Genomic DNA, 17,738 nt, shown 5'->3' on the forward strand with positions numbered 1-17,738 from the left:
TATAGCCATGCGCCCATACCGGGTAGTAGTAGCAGTCGAGCTTGTCGATCTCGCTCTGACTCAAGGCCCGGGGTTGCGTGTTCCACGCTTTGACGGCGGCGGCCGCCATCCGGGCGTAGTCGGGCGCGCCGGGCGGCGGCGGGGCGGCGCTGCCGCCGAGGTGGCCGAGCAGGCCCAGCTCCGGCAGCAGATGATTGCCCTGCTCCTGCGGCCGTCCCGGTTTGCTGTACTGGTCGTTCAGGCTGGTTTCCAACTGCAGCAGAATCGACAGGTAACTGTCCTGGTGCAACGCCCCCCAGCCGCGTTTCTTGGCTTCCGCGGTCGTCAGCCAGCAGTGGCTGGCCGGCACCGCGCAGGGGCCGCCCAGGTTGACCTCTGTATTGCTTGGGTCAAACAGTTTTTGCCTGTCCGCTGGCGATTGGCCTATGCCATGTGTCGCGGCACCGAGTCCCGCCAATGTGCCATTGGGGGGTGACCAGGCTGGTGTACTGGGATCGTTTTGCAACTTCAAATTCGTTCCCATGATCCCCGGCACGAAGATCACCGGAATCACGTTGTGCGGCGGCAGGATGCACAAGGCGCGTTGCTCGAAGCTTTTGGGGCTTAGTACCGAACCGAAGAAGGGGTTGCCTTGTTGATCGACTTGCAGTGGAACACGGCGGGTGGCTGTTGGCAGCACATTTTGATCGGTCATTGTTTGCGCCGCGAAAGGTCGCGGACGGACAGTTTAAAATGCAGCATGAGACCTTAACAAACCGTGAAGGTTGCAGCAAGGCGAGCTGTCCGAAAGATCAGGCCCAGAATAAACGTGCATTGGCTCGGCGAGCGCACGCTACCCCCGACTCCCTCACCCCTGAAACACCGCATCGGCCCGTACCCGGCCCTCTCCGGCAGGCTCCAGTTGCACATCGACCACCCGCACCGCGTGATGGGTTTGCAGATCGGCCAGCAAGGCGAGCCAGACGTCAAACCCCGCTTCGCCGACCAGTCGCGCGCCATGGGCCTCCTGCGTCAGATGCCAACCGTCGGTATCGATGCCCAACGCCTCGGCGCGCGCGCGCACCAACGCCGGCAGCGCGGCCGGCGCAGGCGCAGGCCTGTCCGGAAGCTTGGCCAGCGCCTGCCAGGCACGCGTCAACGCCGTCATCTGCGCATTCTCGGCCTGCTGCGCCGCCCGCGCCTGACGCGCCTCTGTCACCGACAGCGCCAGCGGACGCCAGATCAGGCAAAACACCAGCACGGCCAGCGACGCCACCATGGCGCGGCCGAGTAGTGGCGGCCCGCGGCGCCTTAGCCATGCCGCCATCGACCGCCATGCAAGCTTCAAACCGGTCATGGCCGTGTCTCCTCGCTGCCAATCGGGGCGAAGGTCAACGTCAACTGGCCAGGCGCCGTCAACGCCACCGACCAGCCAGCGGCGGCCAGGCGCCGCCGCCAATCGGACGGCACGGCATCGGGCAGCGCCACACTCTCTACCGTCAGCACCCCCGAGCGGTAGCGCAAATGACGCATGCCGCCGCCTTCCGGCAACAATGGCTGCAACGCCGCCAGCATCGGCAGCAGATCGCCGTCCTGTGCCAGCCCTCGGCGCGCGCGCGCCGCCGCCACATGCCGGCGCGCCGCATTGAGCGCTTGATCCGCTGATTGCGGCCCGGCGCCCATCCGCCGCGCGTCCTCGACCAGCCGATCGGCCAATCGGCCCTGCTGCCAACGCAGCCAGCCCAACTGGCCCGCCAGCAGGGCGAGATCGAACATCGCCAGCACCGCCAGCGCCAACACCGCCTGGCGCGCGAGCCGTCGCCCGACGGGCGCCAAGCGCCGGCGCCAGCGTGAGCGGCCATTGGCAAAGTCGTGCGCCGCATCGATAGGGGTAGAGCGCCAGTCGACCTTGTCTCGGCGCGTCGCCGGCAGATGGCGCAGCGCGATGGGCAACGGTTCGTCGCCACAGACCAGCAACTGGCCAGGCGGCATGCCGTCGAGCAGCTCCGCCCACAACGCCTCGCCCTGGTGCGGCACGCACAACGCGCGGCCGGAGGCCAGCCGCACCCCCCAGCCGTTGGCCAGCCGCGCCACGCTCCAGCCATCCTGAGGCGGCTTAGGCAAACACTGCTCTTCCGCCACGACGCGCGCCACGGCAACCCCATTCGCCGATAACCCGGCGAGCGCCTGCGCCAGCGGCGCGCGCGCGGTCACGGCCACGATGCCGGCGGCCAGGCGGTAATGATTCTCTTCCGGCGCGTTGAGCAGCCCCTCCTCCAACGCGAAGCCCAGCGCCGCCTCGCCTTGTCGTGCCACGCCGGGCGGCAAGGCGGGTTCGGCGAATCGCACGAGCCCCGCGGCCAACACCAGCTCGCACAGCTCGGCGGCGGGCGGCGCCTGGTCCCCCTCGCAGGCGAGCACGCCTCCCGGACCGCAAAGCGCCCAGCGCAACGTGCCATCGGCGGCCATATACACCCTCAACACAGACATCGGCAGGCCTTCATGACAATGGGGGCAGCGCCCCCGGGTCCGGACGGGACAGCAGACGCACCCGGCCCGCCTCCACCTTGAGAATGGCGTCGATCCGCCGTTCGGCGGCACGGTGGCGCACCGAGCCTTGCAGCCAAAACGCCGACGATCCGACACCCAGTATCTTGGGCACCTCGCCGCCCGCCATTCCCAACCGGTTGATGAAATCGGCGGCGTCGCGAAACGGCAGGCGCGCTCGCCCCTGCACCACTTGGGACACGGCGCCCGGCGCCGCCTTGGGCACCAGCGCCGACAACAGCAAAGGGGACGCCGTATTGAGGTTCACCAAATTCAATTCCCCCGGCAACAAGGTCACATAAGGCGCCAGCACGCGCCTGACCGCCAAGGTGTAGCCGGGCACCTCGGCCAGCATGCGCCAATCGCGCACCGCGCGCGCCGGACGCGGCGCGGTCTCGGTCGCGTCGGCGCGGCGCAGGCCGCACCATTGCGCCAGACTGTCGGCCAAGGCCTCTGGCAGTTGCAACGCCGCGAGCAGCCGTCGGTAGCTGTCGAAGGCCTCGCCATTGATCACGCCTTGCGGCGTGGCCAACGCATTGAGATTCAGCCGAGATTGCAAATCGGTCAGCGTGGCGCGCCAGCGGTAATCGCCGTCCTGCCCGTCCCAGGGCCGCGCCCATGGCTGATTGGCCGCCACCACCGGCGCCACCGGATGCAGGCGCAACCGCGCCCACGCCAACTGCGCATCCAGCAGCAAATGCATCTGCGCGCGCTGGCGATCGGCCTCGACTTGCTGCCACCATAGATTTTGCTGCCACAACACCAGACTCGCCGCCGAGGCGGCCAGCGCCACCAACAAGAGCGCCATGACCACCGCCATCCCACGCTCACCTCTCACGGCAACCTCCAGTAGCGGGTAATCGTGCCGGTCACCGGGCTATTCACCTGCATCTCCAGCAGGCGTGGCCGCCCCGTGCCGCCCGGCTGCCAGCCATCCACCCAGCGGCCATCGTCCAGCTGCAAGCGCCAACGCACGTGATAGCCCGCGTCCAACAATGCGAAGCGCTGGCCAGCGGCGCGCGCGGTCGACCATTCGAGCCCGGCCGGCCCCGCTTGGTAGACGATGTTGTCGACGCCACTGGCCAGCAGGCTGGAGGGCAAGGCCAGCTGCAATGCCTGCTGGCCGGCCTCGCCCTCCAGCCGCAGCGGCGCCGCCGCGCCCGGCGCGGGAAACAAAACGCCCACCTCGCCGCTCATCCGCGCGAACACCCGCGCCAGATCCACCCACTGCGTCGATACCGCCATCAAGCGCTCGCGCGATATCAGCAGCGCGCTGAACGCCTTGTAGCCCAGCACCGATAGAATCGCCATCAGGCTCATCGCCACCAGAAGCTCGATCAGGGTCATGCCGGTTTGATTAAGAGGGTGGTGCACTGCCTTCGGCGAGTGCACCCTACGCGAATCGGTGCCTCGTTGCGTAGGGCGCAATCGACGCGCAATGCGCGGCATTGCGCCGAACACCCAACGACAGGCCCTCGTCATTCCCGCCGCCTCGGCACGTAGGCCACGAGACTCGCCAACGGGTAACCACCGTCGCGGCCGGCTTCGACGCTGATCTCGACGCGCAGCAAATCGCGCTCGCCGGCCGGGGTCACCACCTGGCGCCAGCGCCAGTCGTGCTCGTCGCGCGTCAGCGCGCCGCGCGACTCGCCCAGCGTCGGCGGCGCGTCCGTCCGCTGCAACAGCGCCATCAGGTCTTCCGCCACCCACCCCGCCAGCATACGCTCGCGCAACGTCATGCTGTTTTCCGCCGCCAAGCCACTGACGCGCAACAGCGCCGACAGTGCGATGGCACTGATGGCCAGCGCCACCAGCACCTCCAACAAAGTAAACCCGCGCACGCGCGTCATGGCGTGGTCCCGCCCACCGTGACGCGCCCCAGCGGCGACAACGTCAAGTCGACCTGGCGCTCGTCGCTTTGCAGCCGCAACACGAGCCAAGGGCTCTGTCCCTGCAGCCACAGCGGCCAAGGCGGAGAGCCGGGCGCGCGCACGACGCTCGCGCGAATGCCGTCCGGCCATTGGCGCGCGGCAAAGAAATCATCGCTGACTGCTTGCCAACGGCCTTGCCTATCGCGGCGGCGAAAGGCATAGCCATCCGCGCGCAGCGCAAGCGCCAGCGGGTCCCCTTCCTCGGCGGCGGCCACGCCTTGCTCCAGCACGCGCGCCAGGCGATAGCTTTCGTCCTGCAACTGCCGATGGCTATCCGGCCGCAGCGACAACGTGACCGCCGAGGTCAGAATGCCGACGATGGCGATCACCACCAGCACCTCCAGCAAGGTGAACCCGCGCATGCCGCTTACTGCTGCCAATTGCCGATGTCGGCATTGACTCCCTCGCCGCCCGGCTGGCCGTCGGCCCCGAGGCTCCAGACATCGATCTCGCCATGCAGGCCGGGGTTGGCGTAACGATAGGGGTCGCCCCACGGATCTTCCGGCAGCCGCTCCAGGTAGCCGCCGGGCTTCCAATTCTTGGGCTCGGGCGGCTCAGCCGGCTTTCGCACCAGCGCCGACAAGCCTTGCGCCGAGCTCGGGTAGCGGCCGTTGTCCAACCGGTAGAGCTTGAGCGCCTGCATCAGCGCATTGATGTCCTGTTTGGCCGCCACCACGCGCGCCTCGTCCGGCCGGCTCATCACCTTGGGCACGATCAACGCGCCCAGCACGCCGAGGATGACGATCACCACCATGATCTCGATCAGGGTAAAGCCGCGCGCGCGGCGGACTGCTTGCTGCATAGTTGCTCCTAGCGAACCATCTGGTTCATATCGATGATCGGCAGCATGATCGCCAGCACGATCAATAGCACCACGCCGCCCATGAACAAAATCAGCAGCGGCTCCATCAGCGCGCTGAACGTGCCGAGCCGGCGCTCGACCTCCTGTTGCTGCTGCTCGGCCGCGCGTTCCAGCATCATTGCCAGCGTCCCGCTGGCCTCGCCGCTGCCGACCAGGTGCACCAGCACCGGCGGAAAACAACCGCGTTCGCCCAGCGCCCGCGCCAGCGGCTGCCCCTCGCGCACGGCGTCGGCCACCGCGGACAGCGCCTCGCGCAACATCAGACAGCCCAACAGCGGGCGCACGGTGGCCAATGCCGACAGCAACGGTACGCCGCTGGCCACCAGAATCGCCAGCGTGCTCGCCATGCGCGCCGTGTTGAGCGCCAGCACCAAACTGCCCACCACCGGCAGGCGCAACAGCCAGGCCTCCGCCACGCGGCGCACCACTGGCCGCGCCAACGCGCGGCGCAACGCTAACAGGATCAGCGCCAACGACAGCGCGAGCCACACACCCCACGCGCGCAACCCGGCCGATACCGCCATCAAGGCCCGCGTCAGCCACGGCAGCGCTTGATGGCTCTGGGCGAAGACGCCGACCACCTGCGGCACGACCCAGGCCATCATGCCGGTCACCACCAGGATGGCGACCAACATGACCGCCACCGGGTAGGCCAGCGCCTGAATCACCTTTTGCCGCGCGCGGGCGCGCCGCTCCAAGTAATCGGCCAGCCGCGCCAGCACCGCGCCGAGACGGCCGCTGTGCTCGCCGGCATCGATCAGCGCGCGATAGAGCGGCGAGAACACGCCCGGGCGCGCCGCCAGGGCGCTGGCGAAGCTCTGCCCTTGTAGGATGTCCAGGCGTAAGCCCTCCAGCACTTGGCGCGGCGCGCTGCGGGTGGTCTGCTCGATCACCGCCGTCAATGCCCGCTCCAGCGGCAAGCCGGCGTTGAGCAGCGTCGCCAATTGCTGCGTCAACAGCACCAGGCTCGCCGCCGGCAAGCCGCCGCGCCGCAGCGGTGTCAGTCGGTAGCCTGCGGGCACGACGCCGGTCGGCATCAACCCCTGTTCGCGCAAGCGGGTGCGCGCCTGGCGCGCCGACTCGGCCTGCAGCCAGCCGCGCACCCGCCGGCCGCCGGCGTCGAGCGCTTGGTAACGGAAATGCGCCATGTCAGGTCCTCGTCACGCGCAGCACCTCTTCCAACGACGTGTCGCCGCCATCGACGCGCAACATGCCGTCGTCACGCAGGCTGCGCATGCCGTGCTGCACCGCGTGCTGTCGCATCTGCTGCTCGGCGGCGCCGGCATGGATCAGGCGCTGCAGCGCCTCGTCGACGCTTAACAGCTCATACAGCCCCATGCGGCCGCGATAGCCGCTGGCGGCGCAAAGAGGGCAGCCGACCGGCTTGTACCGCCCCGCCTCCCCCGTCGGCTGGCGGCAATCGGGACACAAACGGCGCACCAGGCGCTGCGCCATGACCGCCAGCAACGACGACGCGAGCAGAAAGGGTTCCACCCCCATGTCGACCAAGCGGGTCACCGCGCTGGCGGCATCGTTGGTATGCAGCGTGGCGAGCACCAAATGCCCGGTCAGCGAGGCCTGAATGGCGATCTGGGCGGTTTCCAGATCGCGGATCTCGCCGATCATGATCACGTCCGGGTCCTGCCGCAGCATGGCGCGCAGCGCGCGGGCAAAACTCATATCGATGCGCGGATTGACCTGGGTCTGACCGATGCCGGGCAAGTGGTACTCGACCGGGTCCTCGACGGTCATGATGTTGGTGCTGCCGGCATCCAGGCGCGACAACGCGGCGTATAGCGTGGTGGTCTTGCCCGAGCCGGTCGGCCCGGTCACGAGAAAGATGCCGTGCGGCTGACGGATCACCCGGTCGACCGCCGCCAGCGTGTCAGGCAACATGCCCAGCGCGCTGAGGTCGAGCCGGGCCGCCTCCTTGTCCAACAAACGCAGCACCACGCGCTCGCCAAAACCGGTCGGCAGGGTCGAGACGCGCACATCCACCGGGCGGCCGCCCAGCCGCAACGAGATACGGCCGTCCTGCGGCAGGCGCTTTTCGGCGATGTCCAGGCTCGCCATGATTTTGATGCGCGACACCATGGCGGCGTGCAACGCGCGATGGGGCTGGGCGATATCGCGCAGCGTGCCGTCGAGGCGGAAGCGCACGACCGAATGGTCCTCGAACGGCTCGATATGGATGTCGGACGCCTGGTCGCGCAGCGCCTGCGCCAACAGCGCGTTGATCATGCGGATGATCGGCGCGTCGCCCTCGCTTTCCAGCAGGTCCTCCACGGTCGGCAACGCCTCGATCAGCCGTGCTACGTCGAGCGTCTGCCCGACGTCGTCCACCACGTCGGCCGCGCCATCGTGGCGGGCGTAGCATCGGGCCAGCGCCAGCTCGAACTCCCGCGCGGGCATACGCTCGACCCGGGCCGGCGGGCCAAAGCGCCGCAGCGCCTCGCCCCAGCCGTCCGGCGGCGCGCCCTCGCGCACCAACCAGGCGCCGTCCTCCAGGCGCAGCACCCCCTGGTCGCGAGCAAAGGCGAACGGCAGCCGCTCGCTCACGGCGACGCCTCCGGCAGGCCGAGCGCCTTGATGCCCGAGGGCAGCGCGTCCAACGCGCTCTTGGCATCCAACGGCAGGGGCGGCGCATCCCGGCGATAACTGTCGCCAAGAATATAGCGGTAGCGGTCTTCGGCAATGGCGCGCGCGCCGACGTCATCGCGCACGATGGTGGGTTTGAGGAACACCAACAGGTTGGTTTTCTCGCGCGATTTCACCTGATGGCGGAACAGCCACCCTACCAGCGGCAGATCGCCCAGCAACGGCACCTTATCCTCGGTATCGCTGATGGTTTCCTGAATCAGACCGCCGATGGCGATGATGCCGCCGTCATCGACGGTGACCGACGTCGTCACCGAGCGGATATTGAATTTTGGCAGCGTGGTATTGGCCGTGGCCGGATCGACCGACGAGGCGGTCTGCAGAATCTTCATGCGGATGGCGCCGCCCTCGGAAATCTGCGGCACGATGCCCAAACTGATACCCACCGTCTTGCGGTCATAGGTGGTGAACGGCGAAGCGGTACTGCTGCTGCCGCTGCTGCCGGTATTGGCGTACTGGCCGGTCTGTATCGGCACCTCCTGCCCGATCTCGATGCGGGCCGGCTCGTTGTCGGTGGCCATCAGCGTCGGATTGGACAGCACGTTGCCTTGCGCCTTGGTTTCCAGCAGGCGCGCCAGCGCCGTCAGATCGAGTACCTGCCCCAGGCCGGACACATGCAGCACCCCGGCGCCGGTACCGCCGGAGAGACCCAGCCCCTGATTCCCCACGGTAATCTGCAAACCGGCGCCGGACGTTGACGTCGAGCCGGACGAAACCGCGGCCGATGGCTGCTGCGCCATCCATTGCACGCCCAGCTCTTGCAAGCGCTGCGCCGAGACTTCCATGACCAGGGTCTCGACATAGACCTGGGCGCGGCGGCGGTCGAGCAAGTCGATCACCGCGCGCAGATTGCGGTACATGCCATCAGGCACATTGAGAATCAGCGCATTGCTGGCGACATCGGCCTGCACCAGCGAGCCGGCGGTGCCGGCCGATCCCTGCGGCGTGTCGGCTACGCCGCTGTCGCTGGCCGCCGGCGGGGCGGCGGGCGGCTGCAAGCCGGGCGCGGCCGGCGCAGTGTCGCCGCCGCTGTTGGTCGTCATGCCCTGGCCGATGCCGCTGGCAGCCTGCGACGACGGCAGGCTGCTCGGCTTGCGCGATTCCGTCAGCGGCGCCGCGCTGCTGCTCAATAGCGCGCGCAGCGTCTGCGCCACGCGCGCGGCATCGGCATTCTTCAAATACACGACACGCACATTGGCCCCGGCCTGGCTCGGCTGATCGAGCAACTGCACCAGTTGCTTGACCTGATTCAAGCGGCCGGGCAAATCGGCGCGCACCAGCAGCACGTTGGCGCGGCCGTCGGCATTGATGCTCAAGCGGCTGCCGTCGGCACCGGTGTCCTGCATCAATTTGCCGAGCGTGGCCGCCAGCTCGGGCGCGGAGGCGTAGCGCAGCGGCACCACCGCCGTCTGCGTATCGGCCACGCCTTCCATGCTGGCAACGATCGACTCAATGCGGCGGATATTGTCGGCATAGTCGGTCACCACCAACGCATTGGCCTGGGCAAAGGCCGACAACGCGTTGTTGGGCGAGACGATCGGCCGGATCACCGGCAAGAGCTGGGCGGCGTTGCTGTTTTTCAAGACGAACACCCGCGTGATCAGCCGCTCGCCGTCACCGCGGCGCGCGTCGCCGACGCGGGCATGCAGCTTGGCGTCCGATTCCGGCACGATCTTGACCACGCCGTCGCTCTCCACCGCGCTAAAACCTTGCAACCGCAATGACGACAACAGGATCTGGTAGGCCAGCTGCCGTGACACCGGCTGTGAAGAGATGATGTTGACCGTGCCCTTGACGCGCGGATCGAGCAGAAAATTACGCCCGGTCAACTCGCCGATGGCGCGCACCACGGTATCGATATCCGCATTGGCGAAATTGAGGGTAACGGTCTCGCCTACCGGCGGCGCGGCGACAGCGGGCAACGCGGCGCCGGTCAGCGCCAGGCAGAACAGCAAGGCGTGGCGGCGCATCATTCGTCATCCCCCGGCGGCGGCGGACCTTCGGCATCGTCCGTCGCGGCGGCGGGCGCATGGCCATTGTCGCGACTGAGCGGGTAGAACTGGCGCGCGCGCCCCTGCGCCAACGTCAGCCCCTCGGGGGCGATGCGCACCACCTGCCAATCGCCCAAGCGCTGACCGCTCCATAGCGCGCCATCGCCGCCATCATGGCGCGTGATGGCGAATCCGGGTTCGCGCGCCCCATGGCCGGGCGCGAACACCCCCAGCACCGTCAATGCCGGTGCGACCGGCGGCCGGTCGGTGCCGAACCAATGGCGTTCGGCCACCTGCGCGGCCGCGGCGGCCGGGTCGGGCGGCGAGGCGCTGGCCGGCGCGGCGGCGCCGGTCGTCCAAAGGGGATAGAGGCGCCAACCGGCCCAGCCGAGGCAGGCCAGCACCAGCAGCATGCGCGCGCTGGGCAGCGGCCATGCCCGGGCACCAAGGGCCAGCCGCTGAGTAAGGGTATCGAGGTAACGGTTCATCCTGTCCGAGCGTACTGATCGTCGCCGTCGCCTTCACCTGCTCGGAGGAACAGGGTGAGGATAAGGCCGGCGTGCCATTATTAACAGTCTGTTAAAAATGACAAGGGAGGATGGTTGATACGGGGGAGTCGGGAGAGGAAAAGCGGGAGTAACAGCAACACCTTAACGGCGGGAGTAAAAGCCGCTGCCCACTCCCGCTTTCAAGGTGTTGCTGTTACTCCCGCAGTTCAGGATCTAACTGCTTCAGAACTGATCTTCAGGCAACGCCAGCACGCTCTCGGCGCCTTCGACGATCGCATGCACCAGCGCGCCGGTTTGCGGCAGCAAATGCGCGCCGTAGAAACGCGCGGTCATCAGTTTGTTGGCAAGGAACGAGACATCGGCGCCCTCCTCATGCCGAAGGCGCTCGGCAATCAACGCCGCACGGCCCATTTGCCAGCCGCCAAGCACGATGCCCATCAGCTTGAGGAACGGTACCGAGCCCGCGGCCGGCCATTGCGGCTCGGCGGCAAAATGCTCTAGCACAAAGCCGATGGCGCGGCTTGCATCCGCCGCGGCTTTTCGCAGCGCGCGCGCCAAATCGGACAAGCCCGCGCCGTCGAGTTCACGCACGGTCAACAGCACCTCTTCCAGCAACGCCTGCGCCACCGCGCCCTTGTCGCCGGCGGTCTTGCGGCCGACGAGGTCAAGCGCCTGAATGCCGGTGGTGCCCTCGTAGATGGCCGTGATGCGCGCGTCGCGGTAGTACTGCGCCACGCCGGTTTCCTCGATGTAGCCCATGCCGCCATGCACTTGGATCGCCATCGAGGTGATCTCGTTGGCCTGTTCCGTGCACCATCCCTTGACGATCGGAATCAGGAAATCCAGCAGTGCCTGGTTCTTAGCGCGCTCCTCCGGCTGCGGATGATGGCCGGCGCGGTCGAGCGCAGCGGCGGCAACGCACGCCAGCGCGCGCTGCGCCTCGATCTGCGCACGCATGGTCATCAACATGCGGCGAATATCCGGGTGGCGGATGATCAGCACGCCGGCGGCATCGGGCGAGCCAACGGCGCGGCTTTGCACACGCTCGCGGGCATAGCTGACCGCCGCCTGATAGGCGCGCTCGGACACGGCCAGACCCTCGACGCCCACGCCCAGCCGGGCATGGTTCATCATGGTGAACATGTAAGCCAGGCCCTTGTTCTCCTCGCCCACCAAGAAGCCCGTGGCGCCCTCCTGGTCGCCGAAGCTCATCACTGCGGTCGGGCTGCCGTGAATGCCCAGCTTGTGCTCGATCGACACGCAACGAACGTCGTTTCTCGCCCCCAGACTGCCATCGGCGTTGACCAGGAGCTTCGGCACAATGAACAGCGAAATGCCTTTGACGCCGGCAGGCGCATCCGGCAGACGGGCCAGCACCAGATGGACGATGTTGTCCGCCATGTCATGCTCGCCCCAGGTGATGAAAATCTTCTGGCCACTGATGCGATAGCTGCCATCCGCCTGGCGCTCGGCGCGGGTGCGCACCTGCGCCAGATCGGAGCCGGCCTGCGGCTCGGTCAGGTTCATGGTGCCGGTCCACTCCCCGGCGGCCATGCGCGGCAGATAGCGTTGTTTGAGTTCGTCGCTGGCGTGGTGCGCGATGGCCTCCAGCGCGCCGAGCGTCAGCATCGGCGCCAACGAAAACGCCAGGTTGGCCGAACACCACATTTCCTCGGCCGCCAGCGCCACCAGCGCCGGCAATCCTTGACCGCCAAACTCGGCCGGTGCGCGCAAGCCCACCCAGCCGGATTCGACATAGCGCTGCCAGGCGGCCTTGAAGCCGGGGGCGGCCGTGACCGCGCCGTCTTGCCAACGCGCGCCTTGGTCGCCTTGACGGTTGATCGGCGCCAGTTCCTGTTCGGCGAACTTGGCGCCCTCTTCCAGGATGGCTTCCACCAGTTCGACGCTGCAATCCTCGTAGCCCGGCAAGCTACAGACCGAGGGTAGCTCGGCCAACTGGTTCAGTACGAAATTGAGCTCTTTGAGCGGCGCTTGATAGTTCATGTTTCTCTCCCGTGTCGCTGCATTATTTTTATAAATCCGTGCGTTGCTGCGCGAATGCACGCTACGGATAGGATTCGTAGCGTGCATTCGCCGCAGGCAATGCACGGTTGGCCGTTTAAGCCTTGGACAGCTCGGCCACGAGCTCGGGCACCACGGTGAACAGATCACCGACGATGCCGTAATCGGCCACCTGGAAGATCGGCGCTTCCTCGTCCTTGTTGATGGCTACGATCACCTTCGAATCCTTCATGCCGGCCAGATGCTGGATGGCGCCGGAAATGCCGACGGCCACATACAGCTGCGGCGCGACCACCTTGCCGGTTTGGCCGACCTGGAAGTCGTTCGGCGCGTAGCCTGCGTCCACCGCCGCGCGCGAGGCGCCGAGCGCGGCGCCCAGCTTGTCGGCCAGCGGTTCGAGCACGGCCTTGAACTGCTCGGCCGAGCCCAGCGCGCGGCCGCCGGAAACGACGATGCTGGCGCTAGCCAATTCCGGCCGATCGGACTTGGTCAGCTCCTGCGACACGAAGCGCGATACGCCGGCATCCGCGGCCGCCGCCGCGTTTTCCAGCGCGGCGGCGCCGCCCGTGGCGGCAACCGGATCGTACGCCGTGGTGCGCACGGTAATGACCTTGATGCGGTCGGACGACTCGACGGTGGCCAGCACGTTGCCGGCATAGACCGGGCGCACGAACACGCTCGGCGATTCGACGGCAACGATGTCGGAAATCTGCGCCACATCCAGCAGCGCGGCCACGCGCGGCAGCACGTTCTTACCGCTGGCGGTCGCCGGCGCCAGCACGTGGCTGTAGCCCTCGGCGAGCTTGACGATCAGCGCGGCCAGGTTCTCGGCCAAACCGTGCGCATAGAGCGCATCGTCGACCAGCAGCACTTTGGCTACGCCGGCGGCCTGCTTGGCCGACTCGGCCACGGCGCCGCACTGATGGCCCGCCACCAGCAGATGGACGTCGCCGCCCAACTTGGCGGCCGCGGCCAGGGTATTGAGGGTGCCTGCCTTCAGGCTGTGGTTGTCGTGTTCAGCAATAACAAGAATGGCCATATCACAGCACCTTTGCTTCGTTCTTGAGTTTGGCCACGAGCTCCGCGGCATTGGCGACCTTGATGCCGGCGGCGCGGCTGCCCGGTTCGGCGACTTTCAGAGTTTTGAGACGCGGCGACGGGTCGACGCCCAAGTCGGCCGGGGTCAGTTTGTCGAGCGGCTTCTTCTTGGCCGCCATGATGTTCGGCAGCTTGACGTAGCGCGGCTCGTTCAAGCGCAGGTCGGTGGTCACCACCGCCGGCAGACGCAGTTCGACGGTCTCCATGCCGCCGTCGATTTCACGCGTCACGGCCACGCTCTCGCTGCCGAGCGCCACCTTGGAGGCAAACGTGCCCTGCCCCCAGCCCAAGAGGGCGGACAGCATCTGGCCGGTCTGGTTGGCATCGTCGTCAATAGCTTGCTTGCCGAGGATCACCAGTTGCGGCTGTTCGCGCTCGGCTACGCTCTTGAGCAGCTTCGCCACCGCGAGCGGCTGCAGTTCGACCTCGGTCTCCACCAGGATGGCGCGGTCGGCGCCCATGGCGAGCGCCGTGCGCAGCGTTTCCTCGCACTGCTTGACGCCGAGCGAGACCACGACGATTTCAGAAATCTTGCCGGCCTCCTTCAGGCGCACGGCTTCTTCCACCGCGATTTCGTCGAACGGGTTCATCGACATTTTCACATTGGCAATATCGACGCCGGAGCCATCGGCTTTGGCTCGAACTTTCACGTTGTAATCAACAACGCGCTTTACTGCGACAAGGGCTTTCATCGTTCTGGTTCACCATTTTGGGTTGTATCAAGAAGCGTTGCGCGTCGATGCACGCGGTCGCGTCCGGTCTCGGCGCCGGCTGAGTCGACAAGGGATACACTATGAATTATGCATAACCGGACAATTCAAACAAGCGTTTGGTTAAGCTAGCACCGCCTGAGCGTCGCATAAATGCAACCTCAGATCCGCATGGGTCCCTAATACTACGTCATCTACCGGTCATTTGCATGGCGGCAAACTGCGATACACTACCCCATCACCCCTTTGTCATAAACAGGAGCGGCCATGACCGTGCACTTCGAAGATTTGAAAGTCGGCGACAGCGCCGAGTTCGGCAAAACGATCACCGAAGCCGACGTACTGATGTTCGCCGCCGCCTGCGGCGATACCAACCCGGTGCACTTCAATCAGGCTTACGCCGAAACCACCCCGTTCAAAACGCGCATTGCCCACGGCATGCTGACCGCCAGCCTGATTTCGACCATTCTCGGCACCAAACTGCCGGGCGAGGGCACCATCTATTTGTCGCAATCGGCCAAGTTCAAAGCAGCGGTCAAACTGGGGGAAACGGTGGTAGCACGCGTCACGGTGGCGGCGCTCGACGCGGCGAAAAAGCGTGTGACGCTGACGACGCAATGCCTGGTGGGGGACAAGGTCGTCATGGAAGGCGAATCGTTGGTCATCGCGCCGTCACGCGTTTGAACGCTTGCAAAAAACAAACCCGCGACGGGCACGGGTTTGTTTTTCCGATATTGGTGGTTCACGGCTGTTTCTTGATCGGAATCACCGCTGTGGCTTGAATCTCTACCTGCATGCCCGGCCAGGCCAATTGCGTCACGTTGAGCAAGGTATTGGGCGGCATGGGCGCCGAGCCCATGGCTTCTTTTTCGCAGGAGATATAATCGCCGGCGAAGCTGCGGATATCGGTGACGAAGGTTTGCAAACGCACGATATTCTCCATGTCGCCGCCTTGCGCCTGCAGCACTTTGCGGATCTTGTCGAAAGACATCTTGCACTGCGCCTTGAAATCGCCGACGTGGTCGATTTTGCCGGTGTCGGGGTTTTCCGCCGCCATCCCGGCGAAGTAGACCGTCTTATAATCGCCTTGCACCGCCACGGCGTCGGCGAACAGATTCTTGCTCCATTTGCCGTAGATCGTTTCCTGTTTGAAGGCGCCGGGCGCATCGGCGCCGCCGTTCTGCGCAAAGGAAGTGGCGGCTGCACAGCTCAGCAGCGCCGCGGCAAGTACCTTGAGGGACGTTTTCATGGACCTCTCCTTAGATTTGGGAAAATGGCGAGGCCCATTATTTACACAAGCATTAACTTTCATAATAAGACAAAACCGAAACCGCCGCCGTCTTGCGTCGCTTCTAGCGCCCGCCAGCCACGTGGCGCGCCAACGCCCAGGTCACATGCTCGCGCACCAACGCGGACGGATCGTCGAGACGCGCGCGCAGCGCCGCGACCACGGACTCGGTGGTCGGCGCATTGCCAAGGCCAACGGCCAGATTGCGCAGCCAGCGTTCGTAGCCGATGCGATAGATCGGGCTGCCCGCCATGCGCGCCGTAAAATCGGTCTCGCGCCAAGCGAACAGCTCGACCAGCGTGGCGCGGTCGAGGCCATGGCGCACGGCAAAATCCGCCTCGGCGCCAGACACCGCGAAGCGGTTCCACGGGCACGCAAGCTGGCAATCGTCGCAGCCATACACACGGTTGCCGATCAGAGGTCGCAGCCCTTCGGGGATGGCCCCGAAGAGCTCGATGGTGAGATAGGAAATGCAACGACGGGCATCAACCTGATAGGGGGCGACGATCGCCCCGGTCGGACAGGCATCCAAACAGCGGGTGCAGCGGCCGCAGTGTTCTTCCTGCGCCGGATCAGCCGGCAGCGGCAACGTGGTAAACAGCTCGCCCAGGAAAAACAGCGAGCCTTGCTCACGGGTCAGCAGTAGCGTGTGCTTGCCGCGCCAACCGAGGCCGGCCTGAGCGGCGAGCGAGACTTCGGCCACCGGCGCGCTGTCGGTAAAGGCGCGATGGCCCATCGGCCCCGCCACGGCTTGTACGCGTTCGGCCAGCTTTTGCAGCCGGTTGCGCAACACTTTGTGATAGTCGCGCCCCAGCGCATAACGCGACACATAGGCGCGCTCGCCATCTTGCAACTGCGCCGCGGCATCGGCGGCCCCTTCGGGCCAATAGTTCATACGCACGCTGACGATCGACAGCGTGCCAGGCACCAACTCCGCTGGCCGCAGCCGCAACAGGCCGTGGCGCGGCATGTAATCCATGTCACCGTGGAAGCCCGCGGCCAGCCACGCGGACAGCCGCTGTTCGGCCTCGACAGGCAATGACGGACGGGTAATGCGCGCCTCGGCAAAACCAAGTTCCTGGCTCCAGGCTTTGATTTGGCGCGCCAATTCGGGATAATCCGAGGTTTGAGAGGAAAAGTCGCTCATGGGTACCTATGATACCAGCCAATGCCTTTTGCCCGACGAGGCCGCCACCTTGGCGCTCGCGGGTCAATTCGCGCGCGCGCTCGCGCCGGGGCTGGTCGTCTACCTGCACGGCGACCTGGGCGCCGGCAAAACCAGCTTCGCCCGCGGGCTGCTGCGCGGCCTGGGCTATCAAGGCAAGGTCAAAAGCCCGACCTACGCACTGGTGGAAAGTTACCCGCTCGCCGCTTTCACGTTACACCACTTCGACCTGTACCGCTTTGCCGACCCCGAGGAATGGGAGGACGCCGGCTTTCGCGATTATTTCGGCGCCGACGCCGTGTGCCTGGTCGAGTGGCCGGAAAAAGCGCAGGGGCTATTGCCGCCCGCGGATCTGATCCTCTCGCTCGACGTGGCCGACACCGGCCGCCGCTACCGATTCACCGCATTGACCGAGGCAGGAAAAACATGTCTGACACGCCATTCGACCCAGGCCGCCGCCGACTGCTGAACCTGGCCGCCGCCACGCTGATTTTGTCCGTCAGCCGGGTAAGCCAGGCGGCCGATAGCCAGCTGGTCGCCGTCCGCGTCTGGCCCTCCTCCACCTATACCCGCGTCACGCTGGAAACCAGCGCCGCAGTGCAGTTCAAAACCTTCAGCCTGGCAAACCCGGACCGCCTGGTGGTCGACTTGCAGGGCATCAGTCTCAACAGCATCCTCAAGGACATCGGCAATCAGATCAACGCCACCGACCCATACATCAAATCGGCGCGCGCCGGCCAGTTCTCGCCCGATACCGTGCGCCTGGTACTGGAGCTGAAGACACCGGTCAAACCGCAAGTGTTCACCCTGGCGCCGGTGGCGGAATTCAAAAACCGCCTGGTGGTCGACCTCTATCCGGCGGATGGCGCCGCCGCGCATGACGATCCGCTGTTGGGCCTGCTGGAAGACTACAACAAGGGCACGATGACGCAGCCGGAGGTCCGCTTGCGCAACAAGCCAGCGCCGACCGCCGACCGT

20 protein-coding genes are annotated in these 17,738 nt (G+C 66.2%); 3 read left to right on the plus strand and 17 right to left on the minus strand.

All coding sequences use genetic code 11. The features are described 5' to 3' along the window. The 15 genes from JOZ06_RS20105 to JOZ06_RS20175 form a co-directional block, all read right to left on the minus strand. Positions 1-694: hypothetical protein (locus tag JOZ06_RS20105; RefSeq protein WP_293235749.1), on the minus strand; the 694-nt coding region annotated here is incomplete at its 3' end. Between the two features lie 153 nt (positions 695-847). Further along, a complete protein-coding gene (gene gspM / locus JOZ06_RS20110; protein ID WP_293235751.1) occupies positions 848-1,336 on the minus strand; it encodes a type II secretion system protein GspM in 489 nt (162 codons plus the stop codon). After that, positions 1,333-2,469: a type II secretion system protein GspL gene (gene gspL / locus JOZ06_RS20115; protein ID WP_293235753.1), complete on the minus strand. Its 1,137-nt coding sequence runs from the start codon at positions 2,467-2,469 to the stop codon at positions 1,333-1,335. The genes gspM and gspL overlap by 4 nt, the downstream gene beginning before the upstream one ends. A gap of 10 nt (positions 2,470-2,479) precedes the next feature. After that, positions 2,480-3,364 carry a type II secretion system minor pseudopilin GspK gene (gspK, locus tag JOZ06_RS20120; RefSeq protein ID WP_293235755.1) on the minus strand — a complete coding sequence of 295 codons (885 nt, stop codon included), beginning with the start codon at positions 3,362-3,364 and terminating at the stop codon, positions 2,480-2,482. Continuing rightward, complete coding sequence (locus JOZ06_RS20125; RefSeq protein ID WP_366815132.1) at positions 3,361-4,008, minus strand: prepilin-type N-terminal cleavage/methylation domain-containing protein; 648 nt, start codon at positions 4,006-4,008, stop codon at positions 3,361-3,363. The genes gspK and JOZ06_RS20125 overlap by 4 nt, the downstream gene beginning before the upstream one ends. Next, positions 4,005-4,376 carry a type II secretion system minor pseudopilin GspI gene (gene gspI, locus JOZ06_RS20130; RefSeq protein WP_293235759.1) on the minus strand — a complete coding sequence of 124 codons (372 nt, stop codon included), beginning with the start codon at positions 4,374-4,376 and terminating at the stop codon, positions 4,005-4,007. Before gspI ends, JOZ06_RS20125 begins: the two co-directional genes overlap by 4 nt. Continuing rightward, complete coding sequence (locus JOZ06_RS20135; RefSeq protein WP_293235761.1) at positions 4,373-4,819, minus strand: prepilin-type N-terminal cleavage/methylation domain-containing protein; 447 nt, start codon at positions 4,817-4,819, stop codon at positions 4,373-4,375. Before JOZ06_RS20135 ends, gspI begins: the two co-directional genes overlap by 4 nt. Positions 4,820-4,824: 5 nt before the next feature. Further along, positions 4,825-5,259, minus strand: coding sequence for a type II secretion system major pseudopilin GspG (gene gspG / locus JOZ06_RS20140; RefSeq protein ID WP_293235763.1), 435 nt, complete (start codon positions 5,257-5,259; stop codon positions 4,825-4,827). Positions 5,260-5,267: 8 nt separating this feature from the next. After that, on the minus strand, positions 5,268-6,467 hold the full coding sequence (gene gspF / locus JOZ06_RS20145) for a type II secretion system inner membrane protein GspF (RefSeq protein WP_293235765.1): 1,200 nt from the start codon (positions 6,465-6,467) through the stop codon (positions 5,268-5,270). A gap of 1 nt (position 6,468) precedes the next feature. Continuing rightward, positions 6,469-7,878, minus strand: coding sequence for a type II secretion system ATPase GspE (gene gspE / locus JOZ06_RS20150; protein WP_293235767.1), 1,410 nt, complete (start codon positions 7,876-7,878; stop codon positions 6,469-6,471). Beyond that, positions 7,875-9,950: a type II secretion system secretin GspD gene (gene gspD, locus JOZ06_RS20155; RefSeq protein WP_293235769.1), complete on the minus strand. Its 2,076-nt coding sequence runs from the start codon at positions 9,948-9,950 to the stop codon at positions 7,875-7,877. Before gspD ends, gspE begins: the two co-directional genes overlap by 4 nt. Further along, complete coding sequence (locus JOZ06_RS20160) at positions 9,947-10,456, minus strand: hypothetical protein (RefSeq protein WP_293235771.1); 510 nt, start codon at positions 10,454-10,456, stop codon at positions 9,947-9,949. Before JOZ06_RS20160 ends, gspD begins: the two co-directional genes overlap by 4 nt. A 243-nt stretch (positions 10,457-10,699) precedes the next feature. Next, entirely contained in the window at positions 10,700-12,481 is a 1,782-nt protein-coding gene (locus JOZ06_RS20165) for an acyl-CoA dehydrogenase (protein ID WP_293235773.1), read from the minus strand. A 115-nt stretch (positions 12,482-12,596) separates the two neighbouring features. After that, a complete protein-coding gene (locus tag JOZ06_RS20170) occupies positions 12,597-13,538 on the minus strand; it encodes an FAD-binding protein (protein ID WP_293235775.1) in 942 nt (313 codons plus the stop codon). 1 nt (position 13,539) lies between these two features. After that, the gene (locus JOZ06_RS20175; protein WP_293235777.1) at positions 13,540-14,289 is read right to left on the minus strand and encodes an electron transfer flavoprotein subunit beta/FixA family protein; all 750 of its coding nucleotides are present in this window, start codon (positions 14,287-14,289) and stop codon (positions 13,540-13,542) included. A 285-nt stretch (positions 14,290-14,574) separates the two neighbouring features. Between JOZ06_RS20175 and JOZ06_RS20180 the strand changes: the two genes are divergently transcribed. Beyond that, complete coding sequence (locus tag JOZ06_RS20180) at positions 14,575-14,991, plus strand: MaoC family dehydratase (RefSeq protein WP_293235779.1); 417 nt, start codon at positions 14,575-14,577, stop codon at positions 14,989-14,991. A gap of 58 nt (positions 14,992-15,049) precedes the next feature. On the opposite strand, the gene JOZ06_RS20185 is transcribed toward JOZ06_RS20180, so the two are convergent. Together JOZ06_RS20185 and queG are read right to left on the minus strand one after the other, a co-directional pair. Next, on the minus strand, positions 15,050-15,556 hold the full coding sequence (locus JOZ06_RS20185; protein ID WP_293235781.1) for a RidA family protein: 507 nt from the start codon (positions 15,554-15,556) through the stop codon (positions 15,050-15,052). A gap of 103 nt (positions 15,557-15,659) precedes the next feature. After that, positions 15,660-16,742 carry a tRNA epoxyqueuosine(34) reductase QueG gene (gene queG, locus JOZ06_RS20190; RefSeq protein WP_293235783.1) on the minus strand — a complete coding sequence of 361 codons (1,083 nt, stop codon included), beginning with the start codon at positions 16,740-16,742 and terminating at the stop codon, positions 15,660-15,662. Here queG and tsaE point away from each other — a divergent pair. After that, the gene (gene tsaE / locus JOZ06_RS20195) at positions 16,741-17,229 is read left to right on the plus strand and encodes a tRNA (adenosine(37)-N6)-threonylcarbamoyltransferase complex ATPase subunit type 1 TsaE (RefSeq protein WP_293235785.1); all 489 of its coding nucleotides are present in this window, start codon (positions 16,741-16,743) and stop codon (positions 17,227-17,229) included. The genes queG and tsaE overlap by 2 nt on opposite strands. Beyond that, positions 17,187-17,738, plus strand: a 552-nt coding sequence (locus tag JOZ06_RS20200; protein ID WP_293235787.1) for an AMIN domain-containing protein, incomplete at its 3' end; no start/stop codon positions are given. The genes tsaE and JOZ06_RS20200, both read left to right, overlap by 43 nt.

Origin of the sequence: Paludibacterium sp. (assembly GCF_019232825.1) — a bacterium.
GTDB lineage: Bacteria > Pseudomonadota > Gammaproteobacteria > Burkholderiales > Chromobacteriaceae > Paludibacterium.

Coding starts and splice junctions, on each gene's coding strand:
- gspL (WP_293235753.1), bottom strand. CDS start 2,469: ATGTCTGTGTTGAGGGTGTATATGGCCGCCGATGGCACGTTGCGCTGG.
- JOZ06_RS20170 (WP_293235775.1), bottom strand. CDS start 13,538: ATGGCCATTCTTGTTATTGCTGAACACGACAACCACAGCCTGAAGGCA.
- JOZ06_RS20185 (WP_293235781.1), bottom strand. CDS start 15,556: ATGAAAACGTCCCTCAAGGTACTTGCCGCGGCGCTGCTGAGCTGTGCA.
- gspM (WP_293235751.1), bottom strand. CDS start 1,336: ATGACCGGTTTGAAGCTTGCATGGCGGTCGATGGCGGCATGGCTAAGG.
- queG (WP_293235783.1), bottom strand. CDS start 16,742: ATGAGCGACTTTTCCTCTCAAACCTCGGATTATCCCGAATTGGCGCGC.
- JOZ06_RS20125 (WP_366815132.1), bottom strand. CDS start 4,008: ATGACGAGGGCCTGTCGTTGGGTGTTCGGCGCAATGCCGCGCATTGCG.
- gspI (WP_293235759.1), bottom strand. CDS start 4,376: ATGACGCGCGTGCGCGGGTTTACTTTGTTGGAGGTGCTGGTGGCGCTG.
- tsaE (WP_293235785.1), top strand. CDS start 16,741: ATGGGTACCTATGATACCAGCCAATGCCTTTTGCCCGACGAGGCCGCC.
- JOZ06_RS20135 (WP_293235761.1), bottom strand. CDS start 4,819: ATGCGCGGGTTCACCTTGCTGGAGGTGCTGGTGGTGATCGCCATCGTC.
- gspG (WP_293235763.1), bottom strand. CDS start 5,259: ATGCAGCAAGCAGTCCGCCGCGCGCGCGGCTTTACCCTGATCGAGATC.
- JOZ06_RS20165 (WP_293235773.1), bottom strand. CDS start 12,481: ATGAACTATCAAGCGCCGCTCAAAGAGCTCAATTTCGTACTGAACCAG.
- JOZ06_RS20175 (WP_293235777.1), bottom strand. CDS start 14,289: ATGAAAGCCCTTGTCGCAGTAAAGCGCGTTGTTGATTACAACGTGAAA.
- gspD (WP_293235769.1), bottom strand. CDS start 9,950: ATGATGCGCCGCCACGCCTTGCTGTTCTGCCTGGCGCTGACCGGCGCC.
- JOZ06_RS20180 (WP_293235779.1), top strand. CDS start 14,575: ATGACCGTGCACTTCGAAGATTTGAAAGTCGGCGACAGCGCCGAGTTC.
- JOZ06_RS20160 (WP_293235771.1), bottom strand. CDS start 10,456: ATGAACCGTTACCTCGATACCCTTACTCAGCGGCTGGCCCTTGGTGCC.
- gspF (WP_293235765.1), bottom strand. CDS start 6,467: ATGGCGCATTTCCGTTACCAAGCGCTCGACGCCGGCGGCCGGCGGGTG.